Raw genomic sequence first — 19,332 nt, forward strand, 5'->3', positions numbered from 1 at the left:
TCGTCACCTCGTCTCTTCCTGACGCTCCTTCGCTCTTAGCTGACCGCAAGCAGCATCAATGTCATGGCCTTGCTCTCGTCTAATCGTTACGTTTACGCCGCGTTCTTTCAGCGTTTTTTCAAATAGGAAGATTTGTTCTCTAGGTGTTCTCACATAATCTCTCTCTGGTACATAGTTCACCGGAATGAGGTTTACGTGGCACTTGATTCCTTTTAAAAGGTCTGCAAGTTCTTCCGCATGGTGAACTTGATCATTTACTCCGCCAAACAGGCCGTATTCAAAGCTGACACGTCTACCCGTCTTTTGAATGTAGTATTCAATGGCTTCCATTAATTTTGGCAGCTTATATGCCTTATTGATCGGCATCAGGCGGCTTCTGATCTCTGTGTTCGGTGCGTGCAGAGATACAGCAAAGTTGATTTGCATTTGCTCATCAGCGAATTGATAAATCTTTGGAATGATTCCGCTTGTCGAAACTGTAATATGACGTGCACCAATATTTAAGCCGTTGTCATGGTTGATGATTTTAAGGAAGGCAAGCATTTCTTCAAAGTTATCAAACGGTTCGCCAATTCCCATGATGACAACAGAGCTGACTCTCTCATCTGTTTCGTCAAGTGCCTGCTGCACTTTTAATACTTGTGCAACGATTTCTCCCGCTTCAAGGTTTCGTTTTAAACCGCCAAGTGTAGATGCACAGAATGTACAGCCAATTCTACAGCCAACCTGAGTCGTGACACAGACAGAGTTTCCATATTCGTGACGCATAAGCACTGTTTCAATTGTATAGCCATCATGCAGTTCAAATAAAAACTTGATCGTTCCGTCCTGAGACGTTTGTTTGATCACGGTTTTTAAAGTTGTGATTGTAAATTGATCTTTTAATTTTTCTCTTAAATCTTTGGAGAGGTTAGACATTTCATCAAAGGATGTCACACGTTTCTCATAAAGCCACTCAAAAATTTGAGCTGCGCGGAAAGGCTTTTCGTCTTGTTCTTTTAACCATTCTTTCATTTCGTGAAGCTCAAATGAATAAATCGACGGCATATCTGTTTTCAGTTCTTTTCTTACTTTTTGTTCTGTCATTTTTTATCCCTTCTTTCTCATGCTGCAAATAAAGAAACCATCTGTTCCGAAATAATGAGGAAGAATTTGTACACTTCCGTTTTGAACAAACGGAGCAACCTGCTCAGGCAGCCGTTCATTAAGAGATAGATCGGGTTCGAAGTCTTGGTGTTCTTGTAAAAACGCATGAATCACTTGTTGATTTTCTGTTGGGTCCATTGTACATGTACTATATACAAGGGATCCGCCAGGCTTTAAAAGCGGAGCTGCTTCTTTTAAGATTGCCTGCTGAATAGCAGCAAGCCTTGCTGAGTCTTCTGGAGACTTAGTATATTTCATATCTGGTTTTCGTCTGATGACACCAAAACCAGAACACGGCGCATCAATCAGAATACGGTCAAATGAAGCTTCGCTGTAATAGTCATTCGCTTTCCTCGCATCAAGCGCTTTTGCCTCAATCTGAGTAAGGTTCAGGCGTTTTGCTGCTTGTTTGATGAGTTTCACTTTGTGTTCATGTAAATCAAGTGAAACAATTTGTCCTTCGTCGTTCATACGCTCTGCGATATGTGTTGATTTTCCGCCTGGAGCCGCACAGGCGTCAAGCACTGTTTCTCCCGGCTGAGGGTCTAGTGCTCTTGCGACAAGCATTGAGCTTTCATCTTGAATGGTCACATAGCCTTCTTGAAAAGAAGGGGTTGAAACGATGGACCCTTTCATCAGCTTGAGTGCATCTTCAGATAAGTCGCCGAGCTCCGTTTCGATTCCGGCATCCAGCAGTTCTTGCTGCAATGCCGCGCGGCCGGTTTTCATTCGATTGACACGGAGGGTTTGCTTTGGCGGTACTAAATGAATGCGGCACATGCTTTCTGCCGCTTCAAATCCGTACGACTGAACCCATTCCTGCACGAGCCATAATGGGTGGCTTGTCTCAATTGAAAGCCGCTTGACCGGATCTTTGATGTCATCAAAAGCCGGAACACCTTCTCTTTGCACGGAACGAAGAACGCCGTTCACAAGTGAAGAAATGCCCTTGTGCCCTCTCTTTTTCGTTAGCTCAACTGCTTCATGGATGGCTGCACGGTCTGGAATCTTTTCAAGGTAGACCATTTGATAAAGAGACATTCGCAAAAGCTGCATGACCCATGGAGCCACCTTTTGCGGTTTTTTCACAAATGGTGCCAGCATATAATCTAATGCCAGCTTATTTTGCAGTGTACCGTACACAAGCTCTGTTAAGAGCGGTTTGTCCTGATCTGCCAAGTCTTTGTCTTTCATGACTGACTGCAAAAGCAAATTACTGTAAGCTTGGTTTTGTTCAAGTTTGATTAAAGCGTCCAGCGCTACTTCTCTCACATTACTTTTCTTCATTCATTAACCCTAATTTCTGTCCAATTTCGATATTTGCGCCTCTTAAGAAGTCTTCGCCGCTCATTTTTTTCTTACCAGCTGGCTGCACACCTGTTAATAAAAGGCCTTGCTTATTCCCAGTTCCAATGACCGGACCTTCTTTTTGAAGCTCAATCACTTTCCCAGGTTCTTCTTGCACTTGAAGTGGAACTTTTTTCGCTTCCCATACTTTTAGATGAGCCCCGTTCCATTCAGTATAGGCAACTGGCCATGGATTTAAGCCGCGAACTTGGTTGTAAAGCTCTTCTCCGGTCTTTGTCCAGTCTAACCTTTCTTGCTCTCGCTTTATATTAGGTGCGTACGTTGCCGCTTCTTCATTTTGCGGAATTGGAGAAATAGATCCGCTCAGAACATTTGGCACAGTATCTTTCAGCAATGCGGCGCCTGCTACACTTAATTTGTCATGTAATGTACCGACATTGTCTAATTCGTCGATTTCTACTTCTACTTTACTGATCATGTCCCCTGCATCGAGTCGTTCCACCATGTACATGATGGTGACGCCTGTTTTCTTTTTACCTTGAAGGATCGCATAATGGATCGGCGCGCCGCCTCTTAGTTCTGGCAGCAGTGAGGCATGAACATTGATACAGCCAAACTGAGGTTCATCCAGTAATCGTTTTGGTAGAATTTGTCCAAATGCCGCCGTTACAATTAAATCGGGCTTTAATGAAAGCACTTTATCAATTTCTTCATAAAGACGCACCTTTTCAGGCTGCAGTACAGGAATGCCGTGCTTTAAGGCTTCCACTTTCACAGGAGGCGGTGTGAGTACTCGTTTTCTGCCTTTTGGGCGATCTGGCTGCGTGACGACCCCGACAACTTCGTATCCTTCTGTTATGAGTGTTTGCAGCACAGGTACTGAGAAATCAGGGGTTCCCATAAATACAATACGTGCCATTTTCTTCACCCTTCCATTTCCGCAAGTTCTTTTTCTGTATAGGTTTGAATGATTTTCGACGTGAATAATATACCGTCTAAATGATCAATTTCGTGCAATAAGGCTCTTGCTAAAAATCCTTCTGCTTCTATTGTAAATGGTTTGCCTTTCTTATCAAAGGCTTTTACCTTCACATAGCTCGGTCTTTCTACTGTGCCATATAAAGATGGAAAGCTCAGGCAGCCTTCAATATCTGTTTGACTTCCTTTCACTTCAAGAACCTCGGGATTCACTAAATCAATTCTGCCAGGTTCTTCTCCGATATCGACAACAGCCATTCTTTGTGAAATGCCGATTTGTGGTGCTGCTAGTCCGACTCCATCTAGCTCAAGCATTGTATCATACATATCATCAAGCAGTTTTTTGAGCTTTTTATCGAACGTATCAACAGGCTCTGCCTTTTGTTCAAGTACTTCTGCCGGATGTATGACTATTGGTTTTACTGCCACTTAAAGCCCTCCGTTTTACATCATCATATATGGATTCATATCTATTGAAATCATCAATTGTTTTTGTTCCATTTCCTTTTGATAATGATCTTGTATTTTCTGTAGTAAACTTGCCAGTTCATTTTCCCTTTTGTATTTTATCACGCATTGATATCGATATCTATCTTTGATCTTAGCGATTGGTGATGCAGCCGGACCAAGGATTCTTGTATTCGGTGCACAGTTCATTTTCAGGAACTGGACAATTTGATCAGTGACATGCGCTGCCTTCGTCACTTCCTCGTGTGATACCGTCACCATTGCCAAATAGTAATACGGCGGATAGGACTGGTGGCGGCGATGCAGCATCTCCTGTTCATAAAAGGCTTCATAGTCATGCTGCTTCGTTAATTCAATACTATAGTGAGAAGGCGTATACGATTGAATGATCACAGAACCCGCTTTTTCATGACGTCCTGCCCTGCCGCTGACCTGCGTGAGAAGCTGAAATGTTTTTTCACTTGAACGAAAATCAGGAATATGAAGAGACGTATCCGCACTGAGAACACCAACAAGTGTGACATCTGGGAAATCTAGCCCTTTTGCTATCATTTGCGTCCCGAGCAAAATGTCCGCTTCTTTATTGCCAAAAGACGTGAGGAGCTTTTCGTGAGCACCTTTACGAGACGTTGTATCTACATCCATTCGGATCACTCTTGCCTCAGGCAGTACTTTTGTAAGCTCTTCTTCTACACGCTGCGTACCCGTCCCAAAATAGCGAATATGCTCACTATGGCATTCTGGACATTCAGCAGGCACCGGTGCTTCGTGCCCACAATAATGGCATTTCAGCCGTTTTTGATAGCGGTGATAGGTGAGAGAAATTTCGCAATGAGGACATTGCTCCACATATCCGCAATCACGGCACATCACAAAGGATGAATAGCCCCTTTTATTCAGAAATAAGACGGCTTGTTCTTTTCTTTCAAGCACTTCCTTTAATCTGAGCATTAATTCTTCTGAAAACATGGACCTGTTGCCATTTCTCAATTCTTCTCTCATATCAATTAACGAAACGTGCGGCAGCTGCTGCTGGTTGACGCGATGTTTAAGCGTCAGCAATGTAAACACGCCTTTTTTCGCACGCGCGTAGGTTTCAAGTGAAGGGGTTGCACTGCCTAAAACGACTGGGCATCGATGCCTTCTGGCTCGTTCAATGGCGACATCCTTGGCATGATAACGAGGCATTTCTTCTTGTTTATAAGAAGATTCATGCTCTTCATCTATGATAATCATGCCTAGATTTTCAAATGGAGCGAAAACAGCAGATCTCGCGCCCACGACAAGCTTGACTTCCTTGCGGTGGATTTTCCGCCATTCATCATATTTTTCCCCTGTCGATAAGCCGCTGTGAAGTACAGCCACATTTGAGCCGAACCGTTCTTTAAACCGCTGAACCATTTGAGGGGTTAACGAGATTTCAGGAACGAGGACGATCGCTTCTTTTCCTTTTTGAAGGGCATGATCAATCGTCTGCAAGTATATTTCCGTTTTACCGCTTCCTGTCACCCCGTGCAGCAGAAAGGTTTCATGCCGGTCATCACTGACTGCTTGATGAATATGTTTTGCCGCTTCTGCTTGTTCTGGCATGAGATCAAGTGAAGCAGATGGTGTAAACGCCCGGTCACGATAAGGATCACGGTAGACCTCTTCATAGCTTTCTGTTAGCAGCCCTTCTTGAATAAAGGTTTTAAGCGTTTGAGAACTCGCGCCTGTTTGCTGCTGCAAGTCTTTCGCTAAAAAGGTCGTCTCACTCGCTTGAAGCAAAAAGGAGAGCAGTGCCTTTTGTTTCACCGCATTTTTCTTAAGCTGCTGTTGTTTTTCTTCAAGCTTATCTTTCGATACAGCTAGATGGAGCATGCGCACCTTTTTCTTTCCAGATTTTTGCGAGACGTGATACCTTACCTCTAGATGACCTTTTTGGACATGCTTTTGAATCTGTTTTAGTTGTTCGGCCGGGATGTCAGCGTAAAGGATGCTATCTCGCTGACCGAAAAGCTCTTTCAATGACTGCGGAAGTTCTTCATCTGACAGCACCTGAATTTCTTTTTCATACTTCGCCTTCATGGCTGCAGGCAGCATCGATTGAAGTGCCGTAATGTGATAGGACAATGTTTTTTCCGTCAGCCAGTGGGAAAGCTCCAATAGCTCATCTGTCAGAACAGGTGATAAATCAAATAAATCGACAATGTCCTTGATGTTTCCTGTCTTTATGTCTGTTTCGTCTTTGACTTTTGTCACAAACCCTTGAATCTTCCTTGGGCCAAAGGGAACGACCACCCTCATTCCCGCTTTGACGAGATCTTTGAATCGATCTGGTACACGGTAATCGAATGGCCGGTCAATGGCTTTCGTTGTGACATCCACGATGACTTCAGCAATCATGCTCGATCACGCTCTTTTGGCAACAGCTGTTTTGCCTCCTTTAAGATTTCAAAAGCGAGGTCTTTTTTGCTCATCATCGGCAGCTCTTTTGTTGTACCATCTGCTTTGATGATTGCTGCTACATTTGTGTCTGTGCCAAAGCCTGCACCTTCTTTTGTGACGTTGTTGGCCACAATCATATCTAAATGCTTGGATTCGATTTTCTTTTTCGCGTAATATTCTACATCCTGCGTTTCAGCTGCAAAACCGACAAGCACTTGATGCTCTTTTCTTTTCCCCAGCTCTTTTAAAATATCTTTTGTCCGGGTGAATTCAATCTCTAAGGCGCCGTCCTGTTTTTTCATTTTATGAGGATATGATGTCACAGGGGTATAGTCGGCGACAGCTGCTGATTTAATGACAAGGTCCGCTTCCTCGTACACATCTAATACGGCTTGATACATGTCCTCTGCCGATTCAACGTGCACCACATGTACATGGTCAGGTGCCGTTAAAGAAACAGGTCCTGAAATGAGCGTGACATCAGCCCCCATTTGCTGCGCAGCCTCTGCAATCGCATAGCCCATTTTTCCTGACGATCGATTTGTAAAGAAACGCACAGGATCGATGACTTCTCGTGTAGGACCTGCTGTCACCACGACTTTTTTACCTGAAAGCGGTAAGCTTTTTGGCTCTTCAAAAAATGCACGGATGTGCTCAACAATTTTTTCAGGCTCCTCTAACCGCCCTTTTCCAATGTAGCCGCAGGCTAAATAACCTTCACTCGGCTCAATAAACCGGTAGCCGTCCTCATATAATGTGCGAATGTTCCGTTTTACAGCCGGGTGATCATACATATGCACATTCATAGCTGGTGCGATCCATACAGGAGCGGTTGAAGCAAGTAAGGTCGTCGTGAGCATATCATCTGCAAGCCCTGCCGCCATTTTACCAATCGTATGTGCTGTTGCAGGGGCAACAAGAATGAGATCGGCCCAATCAGCTACGTCAATATGCGCAATGACTTTTGGATTGTTTTCTTTAAATGTATCCACATACACCTCATGTCGAGACAGTGCTTGGAAGGTAAGCGGAGACACAAACTCACGGGCAGATTCCGTCATAATCACTCTTACATTTGCGCCCGCCTGTACGAGTTTACTAGTAAGAGCAGCTGCTTTATATACGGCGATTCCTCCGCTGACGCCGAGCAAAATATTTTTTGACTGTAACATTTGTTTGTCCCCCTTAACGGCCTTTTTCACAAATTCGTCTACAATTCAAAAAAGTCAAAACCAATCATAGTTTTGACTTTTTTGAACGTATCGTATCTGCATAGCAGAAGCGATGTGTTATTCTTGATCCTCTTTTTCAAATGTCAAAAGACCGGCATCGATTTCTTCCAGTGCTTTGCCTACGAATTTGTAAGACTTTGTATTTTCGATTTGCTGATCTTGGTGGATCTGCATTTCACGTGCACGGCGTGCAGACACTGTCACAAGTGTATATTTTGAATCAAGTTTGTTCATCAATGAGTCAATTGAAGGATCTAACATAGTTTATTCTACCCCCAGCATTTTTTTATATCTTGGTGCGACTCTGTCTCTGCGCAGGTGTTCTGCAAGGACGATCGCTTTGATTCTTTCACAAGCAAGCTCGACATCATCGTTTTCCACGACATAGTCGTAAGCATCCATCATTTCAATCTCTTCTTTTGCAGCAGCCATTCGATTGCGAATGAGCTCCTCAGACTCTGTACCACGTGTAATGATGCGGTTTTGAAGTTCTGAAAGACTAGGCGGTGCAAGGAAAATAAAAAGACCTTCTGGGAATGCTTCTCTTACTTGAAGTGCACCTTGCACTTCGATTTCAAGGAAAACATCTTTTCCTTCGCTTAACGTCTGTTCTACATAGTCAACAGGCGTGCCGTAGTAATTCCCGACATACTCTGCCCATTCTAACAGCTTTTTGTTTTCAATCATATGTTCAAATTCTTCCCTGGATTTAAAGAAATAATCGACACCATTTCTTTCACCTTCACGCGGTTTACGTGTCGTCACAGAAATAGAGTATTCAAATTTCGTATCTTCCTGGGAGAAAATGGCTTGTCTGACCGTTCCTTTTCCAACTCCCGAAGGTCCAGAGAGAACGATTAAAAGTCCTCTTTCTTTCATAATGGCGTATTACCCCTGCCCTTCATCTATGATTTCTTCTTTTACAGAAAGTCTTTGCGCGACAGTCTCAGGCTGAACGGCAGATAAGATGACATGGTCACTGTCCATAATGACAACAGCACGGGTTCTTCTTCCGTATGTAGCATCTATGAGCATGCCTCGATCTCTTGCGTCTTGTATCATTCGTTTAATCGGTGCTGATTCTGGACTGACGATCGAAATCATCCGATTCGCTGAAATGATGTTTCCAAATCCGATATTGATCAACTTTATGGTCATCTTCTAACGTCCCCCTGTAATATAAACGTCTCTAGTCTCGCCGAAAGAGACGTACTGTAAACAGCATACACAATGACTATTCTATATTTTGCACTTGTTCTTTTATTTTTTCAATAGCACTTTTCATTTCAACCACCAGCTTTGTTAAATGATGATGGTTCGCTTTTGAGCCAATGGTGTTCACTTCACGGTTGAGCTCCTGTACAAGAAAATCAAGTTTTCTGCCGGCAGTACCGCCTTGCATCAAGATTTGCTGGAACTGTTGAAAGTGACTTTTCAATCTCGTAATCTCTTCTGTAATGTCACAGCGGTCAGCAAAGATGGCAGCCTCTGTTGTCAATCTGCTTTCGTCAAGCGCCTCTCCGATCCATTCTTGCAATCGCTGATTGAGCCTGTCTTTATACTGAGTCACAACCTCTGGTGCAAAGACTTTGATTTCTTCTGTATAGGCCTCTAATTCAGAAAGCCTCAGCTCACAGTCTTTTTGAAGTGATGTCCCCTCCTGCTCTCTCATGAAGCAAAGCTCCTTGACAGCCGTTTCACAAGCATCCATCAGCAATTGCTCTAACTGCTCATTTCGGCTGGCCGACTCTTCTACTTGAACGGCATGCTCCAGCCCCAGTAAGTCATGTGCATGCTGAATGCCTGAAATGTGATAGCGCTTCTCGAGGTCTTTTGCGGCTTTCATGTATTCATCAAGCAGCGGCCAGTCGATCTGCAAGGACCGGCTTGCTAGTTTACCGCCTTCAATCGTGACAAACAGCTCAATTCTACCGCGCTGCACGTGACGAAGAATGATTTTTTTTAATGTGTCTTCGAAATATAAAAGCGGCCTCGGCAAACGGGCATGAACCTCTTTAAAACGGTGATTGACCGATTTTAGCTCAACTGACACTGTCAGTTCTCCATCCGTTTTACTCGCTTGGCCGAATCCCGTCATACTGCGTATCATGTCAAAACACCCAATTCTTTCATATTAATAAAATGAAAAAGGTAATAGCAGACACTATTACCTCAAAATTATACCATAACGAATTATTTTTTTCTTGTCAAAAGTGATCCTGCCAGTAAAAAAGTTGGCAGTGCAGACATACCGATGATCAGCAGCCAATCAATTGGTGCAATGGCCACCGTTTTGAAAATCGGCTGAAGCGGCGGATAATAAATGACCACAAACATAAGTAAAAGTGATGACAAAACCGCACCGATCAAGTAAAGATTCCCGAATGGATTGCGTTCAAAGATGGACCGTTCACTGCGGCAGTCAAATACATGAATGAGCTGCGCCAAAACAAGCGTACTAAATGCAACAGTCTGTGCATATTGCAGGTTGTTTGGATCGCGGTGATACACAAACATAAATGCTAAAAGGGTCGCAAGCCCGATGAGGAATCCTCTAGATACAACCTTCCAGCCGAGCCCTCTAGCAAAAATACCCTCTTTCATGTTCCTCGGCTTTCGCTTCATGACATCGCCTTCTGGCTTATCCATGCCAAGTGCCATCGCTGGAAGACCATCTGTGACAAGGTTGACCCATAAAATTTGAATAGGAACGAGAGGAAGCGGAAGTGCTAGGAGCATCGCGAACAGCATAACCAAAATTTCTCCCACATTGGATGCCAGCAAATACCGGACAAACTTCCGAATGTTTTCATAAATATTCCGGCCTTCTTTAATGGCGGATTTAATGGTCGCAAAGTTGTCATCAAGTAAAATAAGAGAAGATGCTTCTTTGGCTACGTCTGTTCCAGTGATGCCCATGGAGATGCCGATATCTGCTTGCTTAATCGCAGGCGCATCATTGACCCCGTCACCTGTCATCGCCACAATATGTCCATTTTTTTGATAGGCCTTCACAATTCTCAGCTTATGTTCAGGTGATACCCGTGCAAAGACGTATACATTTTCAGCCGTTTGCTCAAGCTCTTTGTCACTCATCTGATCCAGCGCTTTTCCGTCGAGCACCTTTCCTTGCTTTGGTAAAAGGCTCAAGTCTTTGGCAATCGCTTTGGCTGTTTCCACGTGATCCCCTGTAATCATGACTGTTTTTATACCAGCATCCCTGCACTCTTTAATCGCTCGTCTGACTTCAGGACGAGGTGGATCGATCATGCCCTCTAACCCGATAAATGTCAAATCGGTTTCAGCCTGCTGGACAGAGTTGATTTTTTCTGTCAGACCGACTTTTTTATACGCAATGGCAATCGTTCTCAGCGCTTGTCTTGCTAAGCCTTGAATCGCAGCCTCTGTTTCTTGCCTGTGAGTGGTTGAAAAAGAAGCTGTGCGGCCGCCGTGCATGATATGACTTGAACGGTTCATCAGGACATCCGGCGCACCTTTTGCAATGACATACCGCTCTTTTTGATTCGTTTCGACGACGACTGACATCATCTTTCTTTCTGAATCAAAAGGAAACTCCTCTACAACGTGAAATCCGGCTTCGATGAATTGCTCAGTAAACCCTGCTTTACGTGCTGCGGTGAGAAGCGCCCCCTCTGTCGGATCACCATCAAGCCTCATTTCGCCGTCTTTTTCAACGATGGTTGATGTATTACAAAGCGCCCCGTATAATAACACCTTTTGCAGACTTGGATGTTTGTCTACATGGACAAGTTCTCCGTTTAAGGTGAAATCACCAGATGGCTCATAGCCCGTACCAGAAATATTCCACGTTTTGCCCTCTGCCCATACATGTGTCACAGTCATTTTATTTTGCGTCATTGTTCCTGTTTTATCTGAGCAAATGATCGACGCGCAGCCAAGTGTTTCCACCGCCGGAAGCTTTCTGACAATCGATTTTTGTTTGATCATCCGCTGCACTCCTAAGGAAAGTGCGACGGTGACAATCGCCGGCAGTCCTTCAGGAATGGCAGCAACCGCAAGAGATACTCCCGCCAGGAACATATGGTACAAATCATGTCCTTGCACAACGCCAAGAACAACAACGAGAACCGTTAAAAATAAAGCAGCAACAATTAGGATTTTCCCCAGCTGTTCGAGACGTCTTTGCAGCGGTGTTTCCATATTCCCTGCTGCATCCAGCATGCCGGCAATTTGTCCCATCGCTGTATTCATCCCTGTACCAATGACAACGCCCACGCCGCTTCCTCTAGTGACAAGCGTCCCCATAAAGGCCATGTTCGTCAAATCTCCAAGCGAGACATGGTCTCGTGAAAGCGGACTTGCGTGTTTGACCGCAGGGATGGACTCGCCAGTGAGAGCGGACTCTTCAATTTCTAAACTTTTGGTTTCTAGTAATCTAATGTCTGCCCCAATCCGGTCTCCACTCGAAAATTTCACAATATCCCCTGGCACGAGATGTTTAGACGGGATCTTGACCCATTCATTATTTCTCCTAGCATACACATGCGGGGTTGATAATTCCTTTAGCGCTTGAAGAGATTTTTCCGCGCGGCGTTCTTGATAAAAGCCGAGCACTCCATTAATCAGAACAATCGCTACAATTGCTACAGCATCAATGTATTCGCCTAAAAAAGCAGAAATGATCGTTGCCGCAAGCAAAATTAACACCATAAAATCTTTAAATTGCGCTAAAAAAATGATCAGAGCCGACGCCTTTTTCCCTTCCTGCAATTCATTTGGCCCGTGTTTTTCAAGCCGTTTTTGTACATCTTTTTCTGACAGTCCGTCACCTATCGATGTATTCATTGTTTTTAATAAATCGGTTTGGTTCAGTTCATGCCAATTCATTTGACCTCGTCCACTCCTCTTTTGTTCTCTCTCATATGCAGTGTTCTATAAGCCAGTTTATTCAGACTCGTCCTAAATCATGCTATAATAATAAGACTGCCTAAAGAACGAGAAACGGAAGGTTCTTTCAGTAGATTTGTGTGAAAGAAGAGGGTGTATCCAACATGTCATTTGACGGCATTTTTACATATGGTATGACAAATGAATTGCAAGAGACATTAACTGGCGGAAGAATTTCAAAAATTCATCAGCCATATAAGCACGAGCTGATTTTTCATATCCGGGCAAACGGAAAAAATCATAAGCTCCTTTTATCCGCTCATCCGAGCTACGCTAGAATTCAGCTCACAGAGCATCAATATGACAATCCAAGCGAACCTCCAATGTTTTGTATGCTCCTCAGAAAGCATCTTGAGGGCGGATTCATTGAACGTTTTGAACAGATTGGATTTGACCGGGTAATCGTACTTCATGTACGAAGCCGCAATGAAATTGGCGACGAACAGACTCGAAAGCTCTACATTGAAATCATGGGAAGGCATAGTAATTTGATTCTTGTAGAAGATGACACGCAGCAGATCATCGATGGCCTAAAGCATCTTTCTCCATCTGTGAACAGCTATCGAACGGTACTTCCTGGTCACGAATACCTTCTGCCGCCTGCGCAGCAAAAATTGAATCCGTTTGAAGTGACGAAGGATGATATTTTAAAGCATTTACGCTTTCAAGAAGGAAAGATCGCAAATCAAATTGTCGATACATTCTCTGGGGTTTCTCCGCTGTTTGCAAAGGAAGCTGTACACAGGGCCGGTCTTGCCAATAAGGAAACGATTCCAAATACACTGCTCGACATGTTCCAGCTTATTCGCATGCACTCCTTTACCCCGCAGCTCACAAGAAAAGACGGGAAAGAATATTTCTATTTATTAGAACTTCAGCATGTCCATGGCGAGATGAAGACATTCGACTCTCTCAGCCAGCTGCTTGACCGCTTTTATTTCGGAAAAGCTGAGAGAGACAGAGTTAAACAGCAGGCGTCTGACCTTGAACGGTTTGTCGTAAATGAAAAAAAGAAAAATGAAAACAAGCTCAAAAAACTGAAAAGAACTCTTGAAGAATCTCAACATGCACATAAATATCAGCTCTATGGCGAATTGTTAACAGCCAATTTATATGCCATCAAAAAAGGGGATAAAGAAGCGACTGTCATCAATTATTACGATGAAGATGGCGGAGAGATCACGATCCCGCTCAAAACAAACAAAACCCCTTCTGAAAATGCGCAAGGGTATTTCACAAAATATCAAAAGGCAAAAAATGCAGTAGAAGCGGTCAATGAACAAATTGAGCGGACGCATGAAGAGATTGCTTATTTTGAAGAGTTGATTCAGCAGCTATCCTCTGCCTCACCGAAGGATTTAGAGGAAATGAGAGAAGAACTTGTTGAAGGAAAATATTTACGCGCCAAACAAAAGCGCAACGCCAAAAAGAAAAAACAGGCGGCCATTCAGCTTGAAACGTATGAATCGTCTCAAGGTATTCCGATTTTAGTCGGAAAAAACAACAAACAAAACGAGTATTTAACCACAAAGGCTGCTGCCCGTGACGACATTTGGCTGCACACGAAGGATATTCCTGGATCACATGTCGTCATCCGTCATCAAGCACCTGATGAAGAGACGCTGCGTGAAGCGGCTCAAATCGCTGCCTACTTCTCGAAAGCAAAGGAGTCGAGCTCCGTTCCTGTCGATTATACGAAAATCCGGCATGTGAAAAAACCAAATGGAGCAAAGCCGGGATTTGTGACGTATGATCAGCAGCAAACATTATTTGTCACGCCTGACGAAGATGTGGTCCTAAAGCTGCGAAAATAATAAAAGCCGATAAAATCCCTTAAAGAGATTTTATCGGCTTTTTCTTTGTTGTTTTTTTCTTTCGATATAGAGAGCGTCAAGTGCATCTACATCCTCTTGTTCTAGCAACGCCTCAATTTCCGCAGCCAGTTGTTTTGTCCGGGCTGGGCTCGCACCGCTTGTAGAGACTGAAATCGTCACTTTCCCTGCTTTGACCACCTTTGGCACGATCACATTGCCAAGCTCTGATTGGCTCACACAATTCACTAGCTGGTGAGGCCGGGCTGTTTGTGCAATCCATTCATTTACCGCTGGATCGTTTGTAGCAGCTACAATGAAAAATGCACCCTCTAAATCTTCCACGTCCACTTTCTTTTCCTTCCAATTCAGGTTGTATGTATCAATGAGACGTGCCATCTCTTTAGAAATGTCAGGACTCACGACGGTTATATGGCAAGGCTCCATGCATAGCGCCTCTGCCCTTCTTGCGGCTATTCGTCCACCGCCGGCGATGAGCACTTGTTGATCGGTTAAATCAAGATGGACTGGAAGCATGGCTTTCTCCTTGGAAATGAAACGCATCGTCTTTGTTTAAAATGGTTTCTTGCACGCGTTCAATATAAGCCGCTTTTACATGCGGATGAAAGCCAATATACCGGCATACCCGGACATCTTTCAGCCTCTTTCTCGCCTGAGCCGCTTCATTTTCAATCTCTTTCATTAAAATACCCGTAAACAACAAGTAAGGAACGAGATAAACAGGCGCATCATCATCTGCTGTTAATTGCGCAAGAACATCTCGGTAATTTGGCTCACATGCCGTAATAAAACATGGCAAGACCTCTACGAGAGGGAGCAGGCGCCGGACATCGTCCGCAATGCCAAACACATCCCGCTTCACATCGGGGTCAGAGCTTCCGCGGCCAATTAAAAGAATCCGTGCTTTCCCGCCTTGATATCCTGCCTCTTCAATTCTTGCAGCAACCGCTTTTGTCACTTCTTGATTGACCCCGATTGGTTTTCCGTATGTGACCTTCACTTGCGGATATCGCTTTTGTACTTTCTCAATCTCGACTGGAATATCTGATTTGGCATGCATGGCAGTTAAAAGGAGGAGCGGGACGATCGCAATGTGTGTAGCTCCTTTTTTCACACAGGCTTCAAATCCTTCTTCTATAGAAGGGGCTGTCAGTTCTAAAAAACAAATTTCTTGTATATCTGCTTCTACTAACGGCATACAGCTTTTCATAAAAGAAATGGCTTTATCTTGTGCTTCTTTTACTCTGCTTCCATGCCCAACATAAAGTACAGCTTGTTTCATGTGGCTCCTCCCTCTACTTGTTTTGATCAGACGAAAAGACACGATCGATGTACGTGTCTTTTCTTTATCATTCTCATTTCTCGATTAAGGCGGGTTCAAACCAGCTCAGTTTTTGGTGAAAATGAACGACATCTCCAACTACAATTAAACTTGGATGCTCGATGCCTTCTTTTTCAACTGTTTCAGACAGTGTCGCCACAGTGCAGCAAGTCGTCTTTTGCCTCGTCGTAGTTCCCCAGTGTATAAACGCTGCTGGCGTTTCAGGATCGCGTCCATTTTTTAAAAGAAGCTGCTGCACTCTTTTCACGTTTTTGACGCCCATGTAAATCACAAGGGTATCAATCCCCGTAGCCAGCGCTTCCCACTTTTCTTCAAAATGCTCATCCTTTTGATAGTGACCCGTGACAAAAGCGACATTTGAGCTGAATTCACGATGCGTCACGGGAATGCCTGCATAAGCGGCCGCTGCAATACCAGAGGTAATTCCAGGGACGACTTCATACGGAATTCCGTGCTCAGCTAAGCATTCGATTTCTTCACCGCCTCGGCCGAATACAAAGGGGTCGCCGCCTTTCAGCCGAACGACAACGTTCCCTTCCTTTGCATGGGCCACAAGGGCTTCATTGATGGCTTCCTGTCTCATCGTATGATGATTTGGCAGCTTGCCGCAATAGATTAATTCCGCCTCGGGTTTGGCGTGGGCGAGTATTTCTTGATTGACAAGGCGATCATATAAAATGACATCTGCCTGCTGTATTGCCTTATGGGCTTTTAATGTAATTAAGTCTGGATCCCCAGGTCCAGCCCCCACAATGTATACTTTCCCCATCGTGCTTTTCTCCCCCTGCCATCAGGCGATTATTTCGCTCTTCCCTTTACATAATCAACAAGACGCTGTTTGGACTCTTCACGAGATAATTCACCTGTATCTAGTACGAGCTCAGGCGCAGCTGGTTCTTCATACGGTGAATCAATTCCGGTAAAGAATGGAATTTCGCCATTTCTGGCTTTTTTATATAACCCCTTTGGATCACGCTCTTCGCATACGTTCAGATCACATTTCACAAACACTTCGTGAAATTCTCCCGCTTCAACTAACTGTCTGACAATGCGGCGGTCTTCTTGAAACGGAGAAATAAAAGCCGTGATGACAATCGTTCCTTGTTCAACAAATAACTTTGCCACTTCTCCGATGCGGCGAATGTTCTCTTTTCTGTCATCATCTGAAAACCCTAAATCTTTATTCAGTCCATGCCTTACATTATCGCCATCAAGAACGGTGACTTGATAGCCTTGTTCAAACAGCTCTCTGGCCGCTGCATTTGCGATCGTTGATTTACCTGACCCACTTAGACCCGTGAGCCAAATAATGCCGCTCGTATGATTGTTTTTCTGTTGATATTCTTTTTTTGTAATAGATGAATCATGCCACACGATATGTTCATTGCTCATGTCATACCCTCCCATTAAGATACCGTCGTTTTTAATCCTTCGATTAATGTTTCAATAACTTCTTTTCGGCTGAACGTGCTTGGCGGTAATTCACCGTTTCTCAGCATCGTTCGAACTTTTGTACCTGAAAGAATGACATGCTCGCTTTTATCGTGAGGACATGTTTTTGGTGTTGCCATTGCTTCACATGTATTACAGTAGAAGCTATGTTCAAATTTTAACGGGGTAATGCCAATTTCTTCGCTTGTAAATTGTTCAAATAGCTCCTGCGCCTCGTATGTGCCGTAATAATCACCAACACCCGCATGATCTCTTCCCACAATAAAATGAGTGCAGCCGTAATTTTTACGAACAAGCGCGTGAAAGATTGCTTCCTTTGGACCAGCATAACGCATTGCCGCAGGAAAAACACCTAAAAAGACGCGATCCTTTGGATAATAACCGTTCAATAACACTTGATAGCTTTTCATTCTCACGTCTGCCGGAATATCGTCTGATTTTGTTTCACCGACAAGTGGATTTAAAAACAAACCATCGACTGTTTCAAGTGCTGTCTTTTGAATATATTCATGGGCACGGTGAACAGGGTTTCTCGTTTGGAAACCAACAATGGTTTTCCAGCCGTTTTCTTTGAAATGCCGTCTTGTTTCTTCTGGCTCATACGTAAATTGAGGGAATGGTTTTTCACTGCGTTTCGTCAGTGTAATTTTACCACCAATGTACGTGTCACCGCGTTCAAATAATTTTTTCACGCCTGGATGATTGCGGTCATCAGTTTTATATACATTCACCGCTTCTTTTTCCTTATCTGGTGTGTATTGATCCTCTACTTCAATCACCCCATATACAGTTCCATTATACGATAGACGCACAATATCACCTTGATGGATCTCAGCTGCCTTTTCCTTTGTCACTGGCAGTGTAATAGGAAGAGACCAAACAACACCACTTGCTAACCGCATACTGCTCACAACGGCTTCATAATCAGCTTTTGTTAAAAACCCTTCAATTGGACTATACCCGCCAATTGCTATGAGTTCAAGGTCTGCAAAGGAGATAGCATCTAGTTCAATTTCCTTTGCAGCCGTGCTGAGATCATACTCTTCATTTACTCGATTAATTAATACGCCACCATGTGGTGTTAAACTCATTTGTTCATCTTCCTCTCAATGTTCATATTTATTAGATGTAGATAGTCGGATTTGCCGTTAAATCCCGCCGCCCTGTTCATGAATCGAGCTGCTTTCATTTTTGACTGCCTTCATCAGACTCAGCGCACCAAGTGAGGCAAGCAGTACACTCATCATGATAAAGATAGAATAATAGTCTCCTTTTAAGAAAAGGCTCACCAGCAAATACGATAGGCTGAGTGATAAAAAGGGTGACACTACCCACACTTTCAGCATTTTTTTCACCACATGTTTATGAAAAATATTTGGTCCGCCTTTTGCCATTCCAAGCCCAATGATAGACGAGGAGGTGATTTGGGTAAGTGGAACTGGCAGCCCAAAAATAGAGCTGACGATGACAAGTCCAGCACCGGTACTCGAAAGCAAAATCCCTTCACCTGTTTGATAGCGGGTGATTTTCTTTCCGTTTGTTTCAAGCACTCTTCTTCCTAATAAAAGGGCACCCAGTGCAACGAAAAGTCCGCCGTAAAGCGTTCCTTGCCCAACGGATAAAATGCCTGAAGCAACAAGGGGGCCTACAGCATTTGCGACATTGTTCATCCCAGCAGAAAACGCTTCTAGAAATCCACTGATGATCAAAACGATCGATAAAATCATGGTGCCTTTTTTTGACAAGGTTCGTTTCGGGAACATTCTGATGATTTTGACTACAACGAATGTAAAAAGAAAAGCAACAATAGGAATGATGACCCAAAATGACACAATGACTAAAATGGATTTCACATACAATACTTTATACGCTACTGCAACTCCAACGACAGCACCTACTGTGACCTCACTTGTTGATAAAGGGATGGCCATCAGATTCGCTATAAAGAGTGATAATGCAGCAGAACCAATAATAATACAAACAATTTCAAGTGTAATGACAGATTCAGGCATAATTCCAGAGCTAATCGTTTTGACGACCTCACCGCCGCCAATGACTGAACCTGCTAAAATCCCAACTGCACATACGCTAAGTGCATAGATAGGCTTTTGAATAGCACCTGACCCGTACGCGATGCCCATCGAAGCAGCTGCACCACTCGCGCCAATGTTTAGAGCGAAAAATAAACTAAATAAAATTGCGGCGATTTCCATACATT

At 43.8% G+C, this 19,332-nt stretch carries 18 protein-coding genes; 1 reads left to right on the forward strand and 17 read right to left on the reverse strand.

Annotated elements, in window-relative coordinates; all coding sequences use genetic code 11:
- Positions 1-3: 3 nt before the first annotated feature.
- From rlmN to C6Y03_RS02050, 11 genes are all read right to left on the reverse strand, one after another.
- On the reverse strand, positions 4-1,086 hold the full coding sequence (gene rlmN, locus C6Y03_RS02000; RefSeq protein WP_034662441.1) for a dual-specificity RNA methyltransferase RlmN: 1,083 nt from the start codon (positions 1,084-1,086) through the stop codon (positions 4-6).
- Between the two features lie 3 nt (positions 1,087-1,089).
- Entirely contained in the window at positions 1,090-2,433 is a 1,344-nt protein-coding gene (gene rsmB, locus C6Y03_RS02005) for a 16S rRNA (cytosine(967)-C(5))-methyltransferase RsmB (protein ID WP_106038755.1), read from the reverse strand.
- A complete protein-coding gene (gene fmt / locus C6Y03_RS02010; RefSeq protein WP_106038756.1) occupies positions 2,420-3,373 on the reverse strand; it encodes a methionyl-tRNA formyltransferase in 954 nt (317 codons plus the stop codon). Before fmt ends, rsmB begins: the two co-directional genes overlap by 14 nt.
- A gap of 5 nt (positions 3,374-3,378) precedes the next feature.
- The gene (gene def, locus C6Y03_RS02015) at positions 3,379-3,861 is read right to left on the reverse strand and encodes a peptide deformylase (RefSeq protein ID WP_034662448.1); all 483 of its coding nucleotides are present in this window, start codon (positions 3,859-3,861) and stop codon (positions 3,379-3,381) included.
- A gap of 15 nt (positions 3,862-3,876) precedes the next feature.
- Positions 3,877-6,285 carry a primosomal protein N' gene (gene priA / locus C6Y03_RS02020; protein WP_106038757.1) on the reverse strand — a complete coding sequence of 803 codons (2,409 nt, stop codon included), beginning with the start codon at positions 6,283-6,285 and terminating at the stop codon, positions 3,877-3,879.
- A complete protein-coding gene (gene coaBC / locus C6Y03_RS02025; RefSeq protein WP_060596219.1) occupies positions 6,282-7,499 on the reverse strand; it encodes a bifunctional phosphopantothenoylcysteine decarboxylase/phosphopantothenate--cysteine ligase CoaBC in 1,218 nt (405 codons plus the stop codon). The genes priA and coaBC overlap by 4 nt, the downstream gene beginning before the upstream one ends.
- A gap of 117 nt (positions 7,500-7,616) precedes the next feature.
- Positions 7,617-7,820 carry a DNA-directed RNA polymerase subunit omega gene (gene rpoZ / locus C6Y03_RS02030; protein ID WP_003211647.1) on the reverse strand — a complete coding sequence of 68 codons (204 nt, stop codon included), beginning with the start codon at positions 7,818-7,820 and terminating at the stop codon, positions 7,617-7,619.
- Between the two features lie 3 nt (positions 7,821-7,823).
- Positions 7,824-8,438: a guanylate kinase gene (gmk, locus tag C6Y03_RS02035; protein ID WP_003212381.1), complete on the reverse strand. Its 615-nt coding sequence runs from the start codon at positions 8,436-8,438 to the stop codon at positions 7,824-7,826.
- A gap of 9 nt (positions 8,439-8,447) precedes the next feature.
- Positions 8,448-8,717, reverse strand: coding sequence for an extracellular matrix/biofilm regulator RemA (gene remA / locus C6Y03_RS02040; protein WP_008344898.1), 270 nt, complete (start codon positions 8,715-8,717; stop codon positions 8,448-8,450).
- Positions 8,718-8,793: 76 nt separating this feature from the next.
- Positions 8,794-9,669: a YicC/YloC family endoribonuclease gene (locus C6Y03_RS02045; RefSeq protein ID WP_106038758.1), complete on the reverse strand. Its 876-nt coding sequence runs from the start codon at positions 9,667-9,669 to the stop codon at positions 8,794-8,796.
- Positions 9,670-9,752: 83 nt separating this feature from the next.
- Positions 9,753-12,428 carry a calcium-translocating P-type ATPase, SERCA-type gene (locus tag C6Y03_RS02050; protein ID WP_066030926.1) on the reverse strand — a complete coding sequence of 892 codons (2,676 nt, stop codon included), beginning with the start codon at positions 12,426-12,428 and terminating at the stop codon, positions 9,753-9,755.
- Between the two features lie 164 nt (positions 12,429-12,592).
- Here C6Y03_RS02050 and C6Y03_RS02055 point away from each other — a divergent pair, with 164 nt between their 5' ends.
- On the forward strand, positions 12,593-14,302 hold the full coding sequence (locus tag C6Y03_RS02055) for an Rqc2 family fibronectin-binding protein (RefSeq protein ID WP_106038759.1): 1,710 nt from the start codon (positions 12,593-12,595) through the stop codon (positions 14,300-14,302).
- A gap of 30 nt (positions 14,303-14,332) precedes the next feature.
- Here the strand turns inward: C6Y03_RS02055 and C6Y03_RS02060 are convergent, their stop codons facing one another.
- From C6Y03_RS02060 to cysP, 6 genes are all read right to left on the reverse strand, one after another.
- Complete coding sequence (locus tag C6Y03_RS02060; protein ID WP_060596216.1) at positions 14,333-14,836, reverse strand: precorrin-2 dehydrogenase/sirohydrochlorin ferrochelatase family protein; 504 nt, start codon at positions 14,834-14,836, stop codon at positions 14,333-14,335.
- Positions 14,817-15,602: a sirohydrochlorin chelatase gene (locus C6Y03_RS02065; RefSeq protein ID WP_066030928.1), complete on the reverse strand. Its 786-nt coding sequence runs from the start codon at positions 15,600-15,602 to the stop codon at positions 14,817-14,819. Before C6Y03_RS02065 ends, C6Y03_RS02060 begins: the two co-directional genes overlap by 20 nt.
- Positions 15,603-15,675: 73 nt before the next feature.
- Positions 15,676-16,431, reverse strand: a complete 756-nt coding sequence (gene cobA / locus C6Y03_RS02070; RefSeq protein ID WP_034662468.1) for a uroporphyrinogen-III C-methyltransferase — start codon at positions 16,429-16,431, stop codon at positions 15,676-15,678.
- A gap of 29 nt (positions 16,432-16,460) precedes the next feature.
- Complete coding sequence (gene cysC, locus C6Y03_RS02075; protein ID WP_034662471.1) at positions 16,461-17,054, reverse strand: adenylyl-sulfate kinase; 594 nt, start codon at positions 17,052-17,054, stop codon at positions 16,461-16,463.
- A gap of 14 nt (positions 17,055-17,068) precedes the next feature.
- On the reverse strand, positions 17,069-18,205 hold the full coding sequence (sat, locus tag C6Y03_RS02080; RefSeq protein ID WP_066030930.1) for a sulfate adenylyltransferase: 1,137 nt from the start codon (positions 18,203-18,205) through the stop codon (positions 17,069-17,071).
- 57 nt (positions 18,206-18,262) lie between these two features.
- Complete coding sequence (gene cysP / locus C6Y03_RS02085) at positions 18,263-19,327, reverse strand: sulfate permease (protein WP_066030931.1); 1,065 nt, start codon at positions 19,325-19,327, stop codon at positions 18,263-18,265.
- Positions 19,328-19,332: the final 5 nt, after the last annotated feature.

The sequence above is a fragment of the Bacillus sp. LNXM65 genome (assembly GCF_002998575.1).
GTDB lineage: Bacteria > Bacillota > Bacilli > Bacillales > Bacillaceae > Bacillus.

Bases quoted from the DNA above. Each gene is read 5' to 3' on its own strand.
- rlmN (WP_034662441.1), bottom strand. From the start codon at position 1,086: ATGACAGAACAAAAAGTAAGAAAAGAACTGAAAACAGATATGCCGTCG.
- C6Y03_RS02045 (WP_106038758.1), bottom strand. From the start codon at position 9,669: ATGATACGCAGTATGACGGGATTCGGCCAAGCGAGTAAAACGGATGGA.
- C6Y03_RS02060 (WP_060596216.1), bottom strand. From the start codon at position 14,836: ATGCTTCCAGTCCATCTTGATTTAACCGATCAACAAGTGCTCATCGCC.
- cobA (WP_034662468.1), bottom strand. From the start codon at position 16,431: ATGGGGAAAGTATACATTGTGGGGGCTGGACCTGGGGATCCAGACTTA.
- fmt (WP_106038756.1), bottom strand. From the start codon at position 3,373: ATGGCACGTATTGTATTTATGGGAACCCCTGATTTCTCAGTACCTGTG.
- rpoZ (WP_003211647.1), bottom strand. From the start codon at position 7,820: ATGTTAGATCCTTCAATTGACTCATTGATGAACAAACTTGATTCAAAA.
- C6Y03_RS02055 (WP_106038759.1), top strand. From the start codon at position 12,593: ATGTCATTTGACGGCATTTTTACATATGGTATGACAAATGAATTGCAA.
- gmk (WP_003212381.1), bottom strand. From the start codon at position 8,438: ATGAAAGAAAGAGGACTTTTAATCGTTCTCTCTGGACCTTCGGGAGTT.
- C6Y03_RS02050 (WP_066030926.1), bottom strand. From the start codon at position 12,428: ATGAATTGGCATGAACTGAACCAAACCGATTTATTAAAAACAATGAAT.
- sat (WP_066030930.1), bottom strand. From the start codon at position 18,205: ATGAGTTTAACACCACATGGTGGCGTATTAATTAATCGAGTAAATGAA.
- rsmB (WP_106038755.1), bottom strand. From the start codon at position 2,433: ATGAAGAAAAGTAATGTGAGAGAAGTAGCGCTGGACGCTTTAATCAAA.
- remA (WP_008344898.1), bottom strand. From the start codon at position 8,717: ATGACCATAAAGTTGATCAATATCGGATTTGGAAACATCATTTCAGCG.
- C6Y03_RS02065 (WP_066030928.1), bottom strand. From the start codon at position 15,602: ATGAAACAAGCTGTACTTTATGTTGGGCATGGAAGCAGAGTAAAAGAA.
- cysC (WP_034662471.1), bottom strand. From the start codon at position 17,054: ATGAGCAATGAACATATCGTGTGGCATGATTCATCTATTACAAAAAAA.
- cysP (WP_066030931.1), bottom strand. From the start codon at position 19,327: ATGGAAATCGCCGCAATTTTATTTAGTTTATTTTTCGCTCTAAACATT.
- priA (WP_106038757.1), bottom strand. From the start codon at position 6,285: ATGATTGCTGAAGTCATCGTGGATGTCACAACGAAAGCCATTGACCGG.
- coaBC (WP_060596219.1), bottom strand. From the start codon at position 7,499: ATGTTACAGTCAAAAAATATTTTGCTCGGCGTCAGCGGAGGAATCGCC.